This window comes from Shewanella scandinavica, assembly GCF_031932065.1.
In the GTDB taxonomy this organism is placed as follows: Bacteria; Pseudomonadota; Gammaproteobacteria; order Enterobacterales; family Shewanellaceae; genus Shewanella; species Shewanella baltica.
The window spans coordinates 1-14,711 of record NZ_JAUOES010000011.1 but is presented as its reverse complement, the minus strand read 5'-3'; the positions used below and the strand labels follow the sequence as shown (position 1 = coordinate 14,711).

Below are 14,711 nucleotides of genomic sequence, written 5' to 3'. Positions count from 1 at the left end.
GTGGTTCAATGGCATCCTTCGCTCACCCTAGAGCACACTCCTAAAACTGGCAAAAAACTCTTTGGCGCTCCGCCCTTTATCTTAAGTGCAAGCTTTGCTCTGTTGATCCTCGTCGGCACATGTTTACTTAAACTGCCCATCGCCACTGTGTCACCCATTACTTGGCTGCAAAGCCTATTTACCGTCACCTCGGCGGTGACAGTAACAGGGCTTGTGGTCGTCGATACTGGCAGTGTGTTCACGCCCTTTGGCCAAGTGATAATCGCGCTGTTAATTCAATGCGGTGGTTTAGGCTTGATGACCTTTGCGATTGTCACCCTTATCGCCCTTGGCGGTAAGATTGGCTTCTTGCAGCAAACCGTCGCAAAAGAGGCGTTTAATCAAACCGATACATCGACATTAGTCTCAACCGCCAAAGCCGTATTTGTGTTTTCGCTGTTGGTTGAAACCGTAGGCATGCTGATTCTATCAGTGCATTGGAGCCATGAGCTCGGCTGGCAAACCAGCTTATTCCACGGTTTTTTCTATACGATTAGCGCCTTTAATAATGCAGGTTTTGCCCTCAGTGCCGACAGCCTAATGCCGTATGTGGCCGATCCCGTGATCAACCTAACCATCACAGGATTATTTATCATTGGCGGTTTAGGATTTTCGGTGTGGATAGATCTTCGTAGGAACAAACGTTGGTCAAAACTCAGCGTTTACAGCCGCATGATGATCACCGGCACTATTGTCATCAACGCGGTCGCCGTGATTGCGATTTACTTTATTGAGTACAACAACCCCAACACCTTGGCTCCCTTAAGCGAACTTGGTAAATGGTTAGCATCATGGTTTCAAGCCGTTACACCGCGCACCGCAGGCTTTAATACCCTAGCGATTGACCAACTCGAAGACGCCAGCACCTTGCTCATACTCGTGCTGATGTTTATCGGCGGCGGCTCATTAAGTACCGCTAGCGGCATTAAAGTCGTCACCTTTATGGTACTGATTTTGGCCACTTATGGTTATTTACGCCGCGACGAAGCCATCTATGTGTTTAAACGGGAGATCCCCAAAGATACCGTCAGCAAAGCCTTAGCGCTGACCATCATCTCTCTGGTCGTATCTTGGCTGGCCATCTTCATATTGGTATTAAGCGAGAAAGCGCCGTTAATCGATATCGTCTTCGAGGCCATATCCGCACTGGGCACAGTCGGTTTGTCCCGAGGTTTGACAGGTAACTTAACTAGCCTAGGCCAAGCCATCATCATCTTTATGATGTTCATGGGTCGCCTCGGCCCCCTGATGCTCGCCTATTTCCTCGCGAATCCAAGGGTGAAAAAACTGCGCTACGCAGAAACCAAACTGGCGATTGGATAAAGAAATTAGTTGGAAGGCAGGCACTGAAAAATAGTCAGTGCTGCTATTGGTTTAACTCAGCTTAGCTGTGGGCGATCAACAACTGGCACAGCGGGGCGTTAATGTAATAATTAGCGCGCCCCACTTTTTGTTTCGTTAAAAAACCGCACTCGACCAGTTGCTCTAAATATTTTGTGGCAGTAATACGCGTCACCCCTAATTCTTCGACTAAAAAGTCAATTTTGGTATAGGGATGATTAAATAAATTGTTGAGTAAATCTTGGCTATAGATTTTGGGCAGCTGTTCACGGATACCTTGTTTGACGTTAGTCATTAGCGTTTTCATTTCAGTGATCAGTGAAATGGTATTTTGCGCAGTGTCGATAATGCCATCAAGCATAAACAGCAGCCACGGCTCCCAGTTACCTGTATCTCTTACCGCTTGCAAGTTTGCGTAATAGTCAGCCTTATGCTGAATAATAAAACGGCTTAAATACAAGACTGGCAAGTTAAGTAAATCTTTAATGACCAAATACAGAATATTCAATATCCGCCCCGTTCGACCATTACCGTCATAGAAGGGGTGAATACTTTCAAATTGATGATGAATAATGGCCATTTTTACTAACGGATCGGCATCACACAGGTCGTCATTGTTGATAAACTGAATAAGATTGTCCATGAGTTCAGCAATGTCATCAGCATGCTGTGGTGGGATATAAATGACCTCACCCGTTCGAGCATTCTTAAGATCAGTGCCCGGTAACTTGCGCAGCCCTGCGTTGTTGTGCTCTAGATTTTGTTGTATCGCAAGAATATCGCTGAGACGAATTACTTTGTTTTGCCGTGCAATATGAAACCCTTGCTTTAAAGCAAAGGCATAATCTTGGACTTCTTTGGTGGAAGGGTTAGTAATGGCCTCTTCAAATAAATTGGCCTTATAAAGCTCATCGTGCGTAGTGACGATATTCTCAACCTCTGAACTGTCTTTTGCCTCTTGTAGTGCCAACGTATTGATTAAAATAGCTTCGTTTGGAATGCTGGCAGCGACACCTTTAAGTTCTGCCAAATAGCGATGCGCTTCGGCGGTTTTTTTTAGCACCGAACGAGTTTCCCACAGCTCAATGTTGGGAAGAGGAAGCAAGGAAAGCGAGTCTAACATAGATAAATTTCACTCTTTTTTATACTGAAGAGATTCAATATGTATAGTTTTCCTAAAAAATTATACATGACAGAGAAAACATGTATAGTTTTTCAAGTTTTCTATATATTACATCTATGTAGTTCAACTCATTGATAAGTTTGTTAACCACTGACGAATACTTAAAAATCAGCCGATTTGTGCAATGTTATGGTTATGTAATCGCTGCAGCGTCTTAATTTAGGATGTTCATGGGTAGCCTCAGCCACTGATGATCGCCTACTCCCTCGTCAATCCAAGGGTGAAAAAACCAAATTCGCGATAGCACAACATCAAATAACCACGTAAACATAACTACTTGTAAAGAAAATAAAACTAAAGCACAACTTTTAGACCTTAGCAGAAATACGTTTGGTGATAATTCCGTAGGTGTTGTAGTTTATGTTATCGCTGGCTTTATTTAATCTCATTAAAACTCATATTGGGGCGCTGATGTCACTACATGAAACAATTATTACTTTCGAAGAGTTACAACAATTAGATCTTGCTGAAATACTGTCGGAAGTTAAAGAAAATTCATACCAAAATATTGAGTCTGCACTAGCAGCTCAAAAAGAAAACGTTCCAGCTCGTTTTTTAGCCGCGGTATGTTCAATGCACTTTAATCCCAAAGATCCTAGGGTACCGTTTCAACCCAAATTTATCTTTGAAGACCGCAGAGGTGTGGTAGCAAGTGACTTTAATCAAGAATCGCTGATGGCACTGAAAGATTTCTGTCCAGTGGTTGAAAGCCATGAGCTACGTGCACGGCTAGCCGATATAGTTTGGATTACAAAGTCAGGAACTGTTGAGCATGCTTATATAGCGATAGAGGCTTACTTAGAATCTGCTAAGAAACTGACCGAAGAATCTGAATCATGGTTTTTACCATACGAACGAATTGAGCGAGCACTTCGCTTGAGCAGCATGTTCCAAAGAGCTAATCAACGTCCTGAATTATTTGAAAGTGTGTCGCAATTTCTCCTAGAGCAATTTGAAACGAGCAAAGACGTCGAACAATGCTTTTACTCACAGCGCTTACTAACTCTGTGTCTTGAGTTTAGCATCAAAGAGAATGAGTGGATTTATCAACAAGCCCTTGAACTAGCTAGAATACAGTTCGAAAAAGGTAATTATGATCTCTCCATAAACTCTAATGAAATAGCACTCGATGCAGCGGTGTCAATGCGAGATAAAATCAAACAAATTGGTATTTGGCAGTCTATATCAGATTGTCATGTAAAAGCTGCAAAGCATCATCAACAAGGAATGATTGCTGCTGGTCGCTTGCTAAAAGCCATTGATGCTTTGTCTAAAGTACCAGGGACAAAAGAACGACGACTAGCACTGTATGAAGAAATGAGGGAACAGCAAATTGAGTCTTTGCACGAACTTGGTCTTATTGTTACAGAAGGGGAAGATATTAGTGAAATTGTGAATAATGCCATTGCAAGTATGCAAAGTATCGATTTGTTTGATGCCCTTTTCAGACTGGGAACTATCACTAGACCATCAAATATTGAGCAGTTGCGAGAACATGCGACCGAACAAATGAAATCTAGTTTTGCGTGGATCTTCGGTACAACTCATCTTGATCATGAAGGCATAACTACAGCACTAATTCCTGCAGGTCTTGGAATTGATGATGATGAAAATGGCCTACGTTGTTGGAGTGTTATGATGCGCAATATTGGTATTGAGCATCAGTTATCTGTACAAGGAAGAATTATTCCTGCTCTTAATGAGGTTACAACCAAGTATGTAGTTACAAAGGATGCAATAGAACAAATATGCTCTAACCATCCATTCATTCCATATGGTCATGAAGAATTCTTTGTGAAAGGCTTATTGGCTGGTTTTAATAGGGATTTTATGACCGCTTGTCATTTGCTAGTACCACAAATAGAGAACTCTCTACGCTATCTTGCTCGTCAGAAAGGAGAAGAGCCATCGACGTTACATGGAGATGGTTCACAAGAGCGAAACGGTATTAAAGTTTTATTGGGACATGAAGCAATTATCGATACATTAGGTACCGATCTAACGACGAATTTACAAGTCATATTACTTGATAAAATTTATGGCGACCTGAGAAATCAGTTATCTCATGGTTATGTACCAGCATCAACCTACTGGGGTGTAGCTCCAAAGTTCTTTTGGTGGCTTATACTCCACATTGTAATGGTTCCACATGCAAGACAGTGGAAAGAGCGCTATCAACCAGAAGAACTTAAAAAAGTAGCTAAATGGTAAATAAAAATACTACTGCACATAGCTACAACAAACTAAACCGCTTGTCCTGCGGCGACGCCGGATGCCCAGGCCCATTGAAAATTAAACCCGCCTAACCAACCACTTACGTCCATGACTTCGCCGATAAAGTAGAGTCCTGCGACTTTGCTGGCTTCCATGGTTTTAGATGACAGCTCATTACTATCAATACCACCTAAGGTCACTTCGGCGGTGCGGTAGCCTTCGGTGCCGTTCATCAATACTGTCCAGCGGTGGAGATCATCCACCAGCTTAGCGCGCTCGGCGTGCACTAGCTGATTTAAGGCTTTGTTTAACAAGGCTTCATCGAATAGCACTTCGACCAAACGTTTAGGCAACCATTGGCTGAGAGTGTTGCGCAGGCTTTGCTTAGGATGGGCAGTGAGCTGCTGCTCTAGCAATTGCGCCAAATCCATATTAGGCAAGAGATCGATTTCTATGGTTTCGCCCGCTTTCCAATAGTTGGAAATCTGCAACACTGCAGGGCCAGATAAGCCGCGGTGAGTGAATAACAGCGCTTCGCTAAACGCAGTGCCATCTTTGGCGGTAATGCGGCTCGGCACGGCTATGCCCGACAAAGGTTCGAAGCGAATTTTATCTTCACTGTGCCATGTAAAAGGCACTAAACCCGCGTGAGTTGGCAATACTTTGAGGCCAAACTGCTCGGCCAGTTGATAACCGTAAGGCGTGGCGCCGAGTTTAGGCATGGATAAGCCACCCGTGGCGATAACCAGTGAGTCGCAGCTCAGTTCGCCGTTAGAGGTGTTGAGCTCAAAGCGCCCTGCCTCGGTTTTTTTAACGGCAAGAATATCGGTGCGCAGCTTAATGGTCACGCCTGCCCATTCACACTCGGTCAATAGCATAGTGACTATCTCTTTAGCCGAGTCATTGCAGAACAATTGGCCGTGATCGCGTACGTGATATTCAATACCGTGGCGCTCGACCAGTTCAATAAACTGCTGCGAGGGATAACGCGCGAGTGCCGACTTAACAAAGTGGGGATTACCACAGAGGAAGTTAGCGGGCTCGACTTTAAGGTTAGTGAAGTTACAACGCCCGCCGCCGCTGATGAGGATTTTACGCCCGGCTTGCTTGGCATTGTCGAGTACGAGTACATCACGGCCTCGGTAACCCGCGGTCGCTGCACACATCAATCCCGCGGCGCCGGCTCCGATAATAATGACATCATGATGTTTCACGCTCTTACTCCACACAGATAAATTGATTAATATTGGGCTGCCAACAGGCAGTTTGCTGACTCGCGAACCTTTAGAAGCCTGTTATGCAGTTCCTAAACGGAGCAAAGATAAGCTCAAACGTTAGGCACAAAAAAGGGCGCTATTTTAGCACCCTTTCCTTTATTCAGCATCATCACGGCTCGCGGTTTATTGCGCGGGCGTTTCTGATTTCTTTTCTCTGCTGAGCAATTCTTTCGCAGCATCGACGGGCGATTTACCTTGGTACAAGACTTGGTAAATCTGCTCAGTGATTGGCATTTCAACCCCAAGGCGTTTCGCAAGCGTAAACACTTCTTTGGTATTGCGATAACCTTCAACCACTTGGCCGATTTCAGCCTGTGCTGTCATCACATCACAGCCTTTACCTAACGCTAAACCGAAACGACGGTTACGGGATTGGTTGTCGGTACAGGTCAACACTAAGTCGCCTAACCCCGCCATTCCCATAAAAGTGGCCGCATTGGCCCCTAAGGCTTCGCCTAAACGCGTCAATTCAACTAAACCACGGGTGATCAGGGCTGTTCTGGCATTGGCACCAAAGCCGATACCGTCAGACATGCCCGCACCAATAGCGATCACGTTCTTTACCGCGCCGCCAAGTTGCAGTCCGGTAAAGTCGTCGTTGGCGTAAACCCGCAAACGTTTAGGGCTGTGTAACAGCTCGACGAGATCGTTGGTGAATGTAGGACAAGTACCCGCGACCGAAATGGCCGTAGGTAAACCCATGGCTAATTCTTTCGCGAAGGTCGGCCCAGATAACACCGCCAGCGGATATTGCTCACCTAACACATCACGGGCCACATCTTGCAGCAAACGTCCGGTTTCAGGTTCGAGCCCTTTCGTTGCCCATACGATGCGCGCATCGCTACGGAGTAACGGTTTAGCTTGCTCAAGCACAGTACCAAACACATGGCTTGGTACTACCACTAACACATTGTTACTGGCAGCTAAGGCTTTGGCTAAATCGGCTTCGATCTGTAAACAATCAGGAAACGCAATACCAGGCAAAAACGCTTGGTTGCACTTGTCTTGAGCGAGCGTTTGCATGTGGACGGGATCGTGTCCCCATAACAAGGTCTTATGACCGTTGCTGGCTAAAGAAATGGCAAGGGCGGAGCCATAAGAGCCCGCCCCTAATACCGTGATATCGGCAGAGTTTTTCATGTAATTAAGCGTTAGCTTCTTCGGCAGCTGGTGCAGTCGCAGCAGCTTGACGTTGTTGCACGTATTGGGCAAACAGCGCGTCGAAGTTAACTGGTGCTAAGTTCAGTTGTGGGAAAGTACCACGACCAACTAAGCTGCCCACGGTTTCGCGAGCATACGGGAATAGGATGTTAGGGCAGTATGCACCTAATGAATGGGCCAATTGTGGCTCAGTCAGACCAGTGATAGAGAAGATACCAGCTTGTTGTACTTCACATAGGAAAGCGGTATCGCCACCGTTTTGTGCAGTTACCGTTAAAGACAGGACAACTTCATACACATCGTCAGCTAATTTAGCGCTGCGCGTGTCTAAATCTAACTTAACTTCTGGGTTCCATTCTTTTTGGAATACAGCTGGGCTGTTAGGCGTTTCGAAAGACACATCTTTAGTGTAAACACGTTGGATGTTGAATTGTGGGGCTTGTTGTTCGTTGTTTGCTACTTCAGCCATAATTTCCTACCTATCCTATCAATGTTGTATCGGCTTTTCGTTGAAAGCCAATTATTATTTGAAAGCCAATTCATCTTTGAACGTAAATTGGCTCGGGGCTTATGTTACTCAAGGCCTGCATCAGATCTCGGTATCATCCCAACTTGCACCCATATTCGGGTATCGATCGAACCAGTCTAAAAACTTACATTAAGCCCTTAGCGACCGCAGGATCAGTATGCCAAACAATGATGACTTTATTACTGCACTATCCGGTGGATTGAGTGCAGCTTAAATCATAACTGCCGCCGACAACTTATCTTTTGCTTTTTGAAACAGGCATATTTGCTGCCTGCCATTCACCCATACCACCTTTCAAGTTGTACAGGTTTTCAAAACCTTGCTTACTCAAAAGCTGAGCGGCTTGAGACGAGGTCATGCCAGCATTGCATACCAATATAATGGGACTCGCTTTATACTTTTCAAGGGCAGATATCTGATTATTTTTAATATCTGCTAGCGTAACGTTAATTGCATCAACAATATGCCCCTTGCGGAACTCATCACTTGAGCGCACATCAACCACTTTAGCGTCCTGTCTGTTCACCATAATCGTCAGTTCTTGGTGAGAAATACTTTTGATCTTTGACATGCTCGATTTGATGAGACTCGCAACAAGCACAACAAATAATCCCACCCAAGCCAGACTGAGCATTGAGTGAGCTTTAAAAAATTCGATATATTCTTGCATGATGATTGCCCGCATAAATGGCGAAAATTCGATAAGGGCACAGAGTATACCGATTGCCTTGGCAGATTGCAGCAGTTTAGTCACAGTTCGAGATCGCACTTTTAGCGCAATTGGTCCAGCACTTGTCACAAGCCACTCACAGAATCGGGCGAATTAGTGATTCGATGACCTTAATCGGGGTAAAGCGCTTTTTCATACCCAGCTAACGTAGTAATATTTGACCAATTTCAGATTTCTATCGCTTCTATAAAACTTAAAGGTATCACTATGACGACAGCTAAACGTCCGCTCGCGTTGTTGATCCTCGATGGCTGGGGCTACCGTGAAAACACGCATAATAATGCGATTTTCCACGCCAACACTCCGGTACTCGACCGTCTCAACGCTCAATATCCCCATAGTTTGATTTCAGGTTCTGGCTTAGATGTAGGCTTACCTGATGGCCAGATGGGAAATTCTGAAGTTGGCCACATCAACTTAGGCTCTGGCCGTGTGGTTTATCAAGAACTCACTCGCATCAGTAAAGCCATTGCAGATCATGAGTTTGAACAAAATCCAGCCCTGTGCGATGCGGTTGACTCCGCCATTAAAGCTGGCGGTGCAGTGCACATTATGGGTCTGCTTTCTGCCGGTGGTGTTCACAGCCATGAAGAGCATATCGAAGCGATGTGCCGTATGGCCGTTGCCCGTGGCGCAACTAAGGTTTACTTACACGCTTTCCTCGACGGCCGCGATACACCACCGCGCAGCGCTAAGAGCAGCTTGAGCCATTTTGATGATCTGTTTACTACATTAGGCCATGGCCGTATCGCCTCGATTATTGGTCGTTACTTTGCAATGGACAGGGATAATCGTTGGGATCGTGTGTCACAAGCCTACGATTTGATCACCCAAGGCAAATCCAAATTCCAATACGACAATGCGGTTACTGCATTAGAAGCGGCTTACGAGCGTAACGAGAACGACGAGTTCGTCTCTTCATCGGCAATTACAGATGCAGACGGCCAAGTCGCCACCTTGCAAGATGGCGATGCACTGATATTTATGAACTTCCGTGCCGACCGTGCCCGTCAAATCACCCGTAGCTTTATCAATCCAGATTTCGATGGTTTCGAGCGCGCTGTCGTGCCGAAAATGCACTTTGTTACTCTGACTGAGTATGCCGGCGACATCAAAGCCCCTATCGCGTATCCATCTGAAAACTTGGTAAATACCTTAGGTGAAGTGCTGCAAAAACAAGGTCGTACTCAACTGCGTATCTCTGAAACTGAGAAATACGCCCATGTGACTTTCTTCTTCAACGGCGGCAAAGAAGAGCCATTCGAAGGTGAAGATCGCATCCTAATCAACTCGCCTAAAGTGGCGACTTACGATCTACAGCCTGAGATGAGTTCAGCCGAGCTGACCGACAAGTTAGTGGCGGCAATTGAGTCGACCAAGTACGACGTGATCATCTGTAACTATCCGAATGGCGACATGGTTGGCCACACGGGTAATTTCGATGCCGCCGTTAAAGCCTGTGAAGCGGTTGACGCTTGTATCGGCCGTGTAGTTGATGCGCTGGCGAAAGTGGGTGGTGAATGCATTATTACCGCCGACCACGGCAACGCCGAGCAAATGACCGACGAAACCACAGGTCAGGCGCACACAGCCCACACCAGTGAACTGGTACCTTTCGTCTTTGTTGGCCGCGATGCGACCATAGATGAAGGTGGTAAACTCAGCGATGTCGCACCGACCATCTTGACCTTGATTGGCGAAGCCATTCCAGCAGAGATGACGGGCAAGCCCTTAATCCACATTAAAGAGTAACCGTTACCTAGTGAGCACTCGACTCCTTGTTAAAGCCAGCATTCTTGCTGGCTTTATGATGTTATGTTTCTCGGCCAACGCTTCTGATTTGGAGAAGCGTCAGTCCGAGTTGAAATCAATCCAATCGCAAATAAACCAACAACAAAGCGCATTAAAAACCACCAGTAAACAAAGAGAAAAATTGCTGTCATTGCTGCGTAGCGATGAAGAAGCGATTGCGTCAGCGGCCAAAAAAGTCAACAGCACCAAAAATAGCTTAGCGCAAATCGACACTAAACTGACCGAGCTGAAACAACGTCAAGATGAGTTAGAAACGCTAAAAGTGAGTCAGCAACAGACACTGTCGAAACAGCTGTCGAGCGCCTATCTTGCCGGTACTCACGATTACACTAAGATGATGCTCAATCAGCAAAGTCCTGCCACTATCGAGCGTATGTTGGCCTATTACCAATACCTCAATAAAGCGCGGATGAAGTCGATCAACGAATTAAAGCAAACCTTGACCGAGCTAGATGAGATCAAGGTGTCGCAAACGAGTAAGCAAAAGCAATTAACTAAACTCGTGGCCGAACAACAAGTCCAAGCCAAACGTTTGGGCCAAGAACAAGATCAGCGTCAACGGACCATCACAGAGCTGCAACGCACCTTAAATTCTAAGGGCGCTGAGCTGGAGCAGTTACAAATTGAAGAGGCCAGCTTAAAGCGCGTGGTCGAACAAGCGCTGCGAGCCATGAAAGACAATCCTTCGATGGAAGGTTTTGGTAAACAAAGTGGCAAACTCAAATGGCCGACTAAAGGTCGCGTCAGTGCCAGCTTTGGCAGCCAACGTTCCGGCCAAGTGGTATGGAAAGGCACTATGTTATCCGCACCAGAAGGGCAAAATATTCGAGCCGTTTCAGGTGGTAAGGTTATTTATGCCGACTGGTTACGTGGTTTTGGTTTAGTGATGGTTATCGATCATGGCAAAGGTTATATGAGCCTTTACGGCCATGCTCAAACCCTATTAAAAAGCCCTGGTGACATGGTAAAAAGCGGCGAAGCGATAGCTTTAGTCGGACGTTCGGGTGGACAGAGCGAGGCTGGCCTATACTTTGAAATAAGGCACAAGGGGCAAGCCGTCGATCCAGCGAAATACTGTCGCTAATCATAACGGTCCCCTCATCACAGGGGACGGCTATGAAACACATGATCCGCTATATCAGTTGCGTTGGATTAGGCCTGACTTTGGGCCTATCCATTAGCCTCTCTAGTCAAGAGAACGCTAAGTCCTATCGCAGTGATTTTGACTATCCTTTACTGCAAGATGTACTTGAAACCGTTGAAACTTATTACGTAAAAACCGTTTCGAAAGAAGAGTTAGTGCAAGCGGCAATCAAAGGTATTTTTGAGCACTTAGATCCCTATTCCAGCTTTTTGAATCACCAAGAATTACTCGATCTCAAAGACTCCAATCGCGGCGAATATTTTGGTTTCGGCTTCGAAGTCGCAACCCAAAATGACCACATCAACATCATCGCCCCCTTCGCCCATTCCCCTGCAGAACAAGCCGGAATACGCGCAGGCGACATTATCGTTAAGCTCAACGACACACTGGCGACCGAGACTAACCTCGCCAATATCCTTGCCGAGATAAAAAAACATAGCCTAAGCAATCAAAGCATTAAGCTAGTGCTCAAGCACAGCAATGACGATGCGACCTTTGAGGTGTCACTCAAGCCGAGCACTATCACTATCGAATCTGTCACCACTCAACTGCTTGATGGCAATATTGGGTATGTCAGATTAAGTAGCTTCCAAGAAAACTCGACCGAAGATATGGTGCGTTCACTTAGCCAATGGCAAAATAAACCGCTCGCCGGACTCATCTTAGATTTACGTAATAATCCCGGCGGTCTGCTCGACCAAGCGGTTAAAATTGCCGACCTATTTCTCGCCAAGGGGCGCATAGTCTCAACCTCTGGCCGCTTCTTCGATGCCAACTCCGACTACTACGCCTCACCACAAACCATGCTAACTAATGTGCCCATGCTAGTGTTGATCAACAAAGGCTCGGCTTCTGCATCCGAAGTGCTCGCCGCCGCACTGCAGGAAAATGGTCGGGCTAAGCTGTTAGGTGAGACCAGTTTCGGTAAAGGCACAGTACAAAGCCTGATCCCCATCTTAGAAGACGGTAACGCGATAAAACTTACCATTGCCCAGTACAATACCCCCAGAGGTGAAAACATTCACAATATAGGAATCGTCCCAGACATAAAAATTGCCGCAGAAACTGGTTCCGGCGCAGGTAATTTGGCTATAATCGACGCCCTATCCGCCCATGCATCTCTGGCCCAAGATCATCAAGTGACCTCAGCCATTGCATGGATACAGCATCATGACTAATAAGAAGAAACTGTGCGCTTACTTTATTCCTTGGCCCTATTGGCCCTAAGCATTTCTCAAAGTCATGCTGCTCAAATTGCCCTCATTATTGATGACATAGGTTATCGTCATACCGATCAAGCCGTGCTGGCACTGCCCAGCACAGTCACATTATCAGTGTTGCCTCATACACCTCTTGGCAAAGAACTCGCCAATGCTGGCCATAAAAAGGGCCACGAAATCATGCTGCATCTGCCTATGCAAGCGCTTAATGGTAAGGCGTTAGGCTTGGGTGGATTGACCAATACTATGACTGAGGCACAAATTCGCGCCAGTGTTGTCGATGCAATTAACAGCGTTCCTTTTGCTAAAGGTGCCAATAACCACATGGGGAGCTTACTGACTCAACTCGATGATCCTATGCTGTGGGTGATGGAAACCCTCAAACAAAAGCATCTGTATTTTATCGATAGTATGACAACAAGGTTCACTAAGGCGGGAGAGACAGCGGATCAGTTAGGAGTGCCGTTATTAAAACGCCAACTGTTTCTAGACAATGATATCAGTGCTAAAGCACTCGAAAGACAATTTAGCTTAATGATAAGTCAGGCACAGACTCAAGGTAACCTAGTGGCGATTGCCCATCCTTATCCAGAAACCATGCGCTTCTTAAAGGCCAATCTACAAAGACTAAAAACCGAGGGGATTGATCTAGTACCTGCATCAAGCTTGCTCCCCATCGGCATTGCACACAAAAATGGAACTAATCCAACTGTAACACTGAGATAGACATGTCAGGCAACAAAGCAAGTAACTCATCACGATTACTCACAATGTCCAGCAGAGTATATTGATCGAGCACATTCAAATACGCTTCAACTGCTTGTGCTAACACGCCTTTCAGCTTACAGGCAGGCGTGAATCGGCAGTAAGGTTTGCTGCAATCAATCGGCGCCAACGAGTTTTCTAGTACCCGAACTAACTGACCTAAGTTAATCTCACTCGCAGGCTTACCCAAACGGAAACCGCCCATCTTACCGCGAATGGTTTCGAGGTAACCCATCTTGCCTAAATGATGCACTATCTTAGAGACATGATTTGGAGACAGATCAAATACCTGAGTAATTTCAGCAATTCTAAATAAAGTGGTTCTGTCTGGCTGAACCGCCAAATACATCAAGGTACGAACGCCAAAATCGGTATAACGAGTTAACTGCATATTTCACCTGTCAGCGATAAACTTAATGAGAGGTTTGAGCTTCGAGTTGGGTAATCAACCAAAGCGCCTCTTCGTTCGAATGACCACATACATCTTCGGATGCATCAAAATCACTACAAACCGCGGGACGATCGGGCGAGCCGAAGATCAAACATAAATTGGCATCACTCAGCTGCACACAACGCTCACCCGCAGCCTTACCATTTGGCATACCAGGAATACCGCTGCTAATTGAAGGCGCAATACAGCAAGCACCACACCCAAGACGACAATTCATTTTCGTTACTCATGAAAGACATAAGGCATTATACCGTTTAATTTGTCCGAGATCAGTGTCACAGGTCAATACTGCCAAGTCGCGCACAAGCGCCATTCTGTGCGAGAAAGGCATAATATGAAATAAGTGGGACAAACTTAGACAAAAAGTAGGCTGAGATTTAAATTTTACGCCGACGAATGTGAGGTAGCGATGCCGAGCTGGACTGTTAAGCAGGGATGCTGTTATACCATTCCGCATTGAAGTCTGCTCTAATAGCAAGCAACCCAACAGCTTAAAATTGGATTATGAAACCTGAAACTGCTGAAAGTCTGCTTAGCCTCTCCAAAAGAGAAAAAAATCCGCATAAGCGCATGCGATTGCTCGCTGTATCGCTATTTTTGCAATGCCATAACCGCACTCAGGTGGCAAGCCAGTTGAAGGTGGCCAGATCTAGCGTCAACTTATGGGTCTCCAGCTATCTTGGGCAAGGACTGGCAGGACTTGAAGATAAACCACGCCTAGGGAAGAAGCCGTCATTGTCAAATGAGCAAAAAAGGAGACTCGCCAGATACATTGAGTTCAAAGCACAATCAGATGAGGGCGGCAGACTCACTGGGGCCGACATCCAGCAATACATCTCGAGTGA

Annotated in this window: 14 protein-coding genes; 7 read left to right on the top strand and 7 right to left on the bottom strand. The window is 45.9% G+C overall.

Annotated elements, in window-relative coordinates; all coding sequences use genetic code 11:
- A complete protein-coding gene (locus Q4Q50_RS11365; protein WP_311899372.1) occupies nucleotides 1-1,362 on the top strand; it encodes a TrkH family potassium uptake protein in 1,362 nt (453 codons plus the stop codon).
- 61 nt (nucleotides 1,363-1,423) lie between these two features.
- Here the strand turns inward: Q4Q50_RS11365 and Q4Q50_RS11360 are convergent, their stop codons facing one another.
- Nucleotides 1,424-2,443, bottom strand: a complete 1,020-nt coding sequence (locus Q4Q50_RS11360) for a Fic family protein (protein ID WP_311899371.1) — start codon at nucleotides 2,441-2,443, stop codon at nucleotides 1,424-1,426.
- Nucleotides 2,444-2,923: 480 nt separating this feature from the next.
- On the opposite strand from Q4Q50_RS11360, the gene Q4Q50_RS11355 reads away from it, so the two are divergent.
- Nucleotides 2,924-4,774, top strand: a complete 1,851-nt coding sequence (locus Q4Q50_RS11355) for a DUF7380 domain-containing protein (protein ID WP_259528820.1) — start codon at nucleotides 2,924-2,926, stop codon at nucleotides 4,772-4,774.
- A gap of 32 nt (nucleotides 4,775-4,806) precedes the next feature.
- Here the strand turns inward: Q4Q50_RS11355 and Q4Q50_RS11350 are convergent, their stop codons facing one another.
- The 4 genes from Q4Q50_RS11350 to Q4Q50_RS11335 form a co-directional block, all read right to left on the bottom strand.
- A complete protein-coding gene (locus tag Q4Q50_RS11350) occupies nucleotides 4,807-5,991 on the bottom strand; it encodes a BaiN/RdsA family NAD(P)/FAD-dependent oxidoreductase (protein WP_311899369.1) in 1,185 nt (394 codons plus the stop codon).
- Between the two features lie 186 nt (nucleotides 5,992-6,177).
- Nucleotides 6,178-7,194, bottom strand: a complete 1,017-nt coding sequence (gene gpsA / locus Q4Q50_RS11345; protein ID WP_012196477.1) for an NAD(P)H-dependent glycerol-3-phosphate dehydrogenase — start codon at nucleotides 7,192-7,194, stop codon at nucleotides 6,178-6,180.
- Between the two features lie 4 nt (nucleotides 7,195-7,198).
- Nucleotides 7,199-7,684 (bottom strand): protein-export chaperone SecB, encoded by a 486-nt coding sequence (gene secB / locus Q4Q50_RS11340; protein ID WP_006083777.1) that lies wholly within the window; start codon nucleotides 7,682-7,684, stop codon nucleotides 7,199-7,201.
- A 295-nt stretch (nucleotides 7,685-7,979) separates the two neighbouring features.
- A complete protein-coding gene (locus tag Q4Q50_RS11335) occupies nucleotides 7,980-8,414 on the bottom strand; it encodes a rhodanese-like domain-containing protein (RefSeq protein WP_106651729.1) in 435 nt (144 codons plus the stop codon).
- Between the two features lie 267 nt (nucleotides 8,415-8,681).
- On the opposite strand from Q4Q50_RS11335, the gene gpmM reads away from it, so the two are divergent.
- Genes gpmM through Q4Q50_RS11315 form a run of 4 tightly spaced genes read left to right on the top strand, consistent with a single transcriptional unit; the run spans nucleotide 8,682 to nucleotide 13,376 of the window.
- Nucleotides 8,682-10,226, top strand: coding sequence for a 2,3-bisphosphoglycerate-independent phosphoglycerate mutase (gpmM, locus tag Q4Q50_RS11330; protein WP_311899368.1), 1,545 nt, complete (start codon nucleotides 8,682-8,684; stop codon nucleotides 10,224-10,226).
- 10 nt (nucleotides 10,227-10,236) lie between these two features.
- A complete protein-coding gene (locus tag Q4Q50_RS11325; protein ID WP_311899367.1) occupies nucleotides 10,237-11,370 on the top strand; it encodes a murein hydrolase activator EnvC family protein in 1,134 nt (377 codons plus the stop codon).
- A 32-nt stretch (nucleotides 11,371-11,402) separates the two neighbouring features.
- Nucleotides 11,403-12,608: a S41 family peptidase gene (locus Q4Q50_RS11320; RefSeq protein ID WP_011848272.1), complete on the top strand. Its 1,206-nt coding sequence runs from the start codon at nucleotides 11,403-11,405 to the stop codon at nucleotides 12,606-12,608.
- Nucleotides 12,609-12,620: 12 nt separating this feature from the next.
- Nucleotides 12,621-13,376 (top strand): divergent polysaccharide deacetylase family protein, encoded by a 756-nt coding sequence (locus Q4Q50_RS11315; protein WP_011982004.1) that lies wholly within the window; start codon nucleotides 12,621-12,623, stop codon nucleotides 13,374-13,376.
- On the opposite strand, the gene Q4Q50_RS11310 is transcribed toward Q4Q50_RS11315, so the two are convergent.
- Both Q4Q50_RS11310 and Q4Q50_RS11305 read right to left on the bottom strand, forming a co-directional pair.
- Nucleotides 13,351-13,806: an Rrf2 family transcriptional regulator gene (locus Q4Q50_RS11310; RefSeq protein ID WP_006083784.1), complete on the bottom strand. Its 456-nt coding sequence runs from the start codon at nucleotides 13,804-13,806 to the stop codon at nucleotides 13,351-13,353. The genes Q4Q50_RS11315 and Q4Q50_RS11310 overlap by 26 nt on opposite strands.
- A gap of 22 nt (nucleotides 13,807-13,828) precedes the next feature.
- On the bottom strand, nucleotides 13,829-14,083 hold the full coding sequence (locus tag Q4Q50_RS11305) for a YkgJ family cysteine cluster protein (RefSeq protein WP_006083785.1): 255 nt from the start codon (nucleotides 14,081-14,083) through the stop codon (nucleotides 13,829-13,831).
- A 287-nt stretch (nucleotides 14,084-14,370) separates the two neighbouring features.
- On the opposite strand from Q4Q50_RS11305, the gene Q4Q50_RS22375 reads away from it, so the two are divergent.
- Nucleotides 14,371-14,711, top strand: a 341-nt coding sequence (locus Q4Q50_RS22375) for a helix-turn-helix domain-containing protein (RefSeq protein ID WP_371830299.1), incomplete at its 3' end; no start/stop codon positions are given.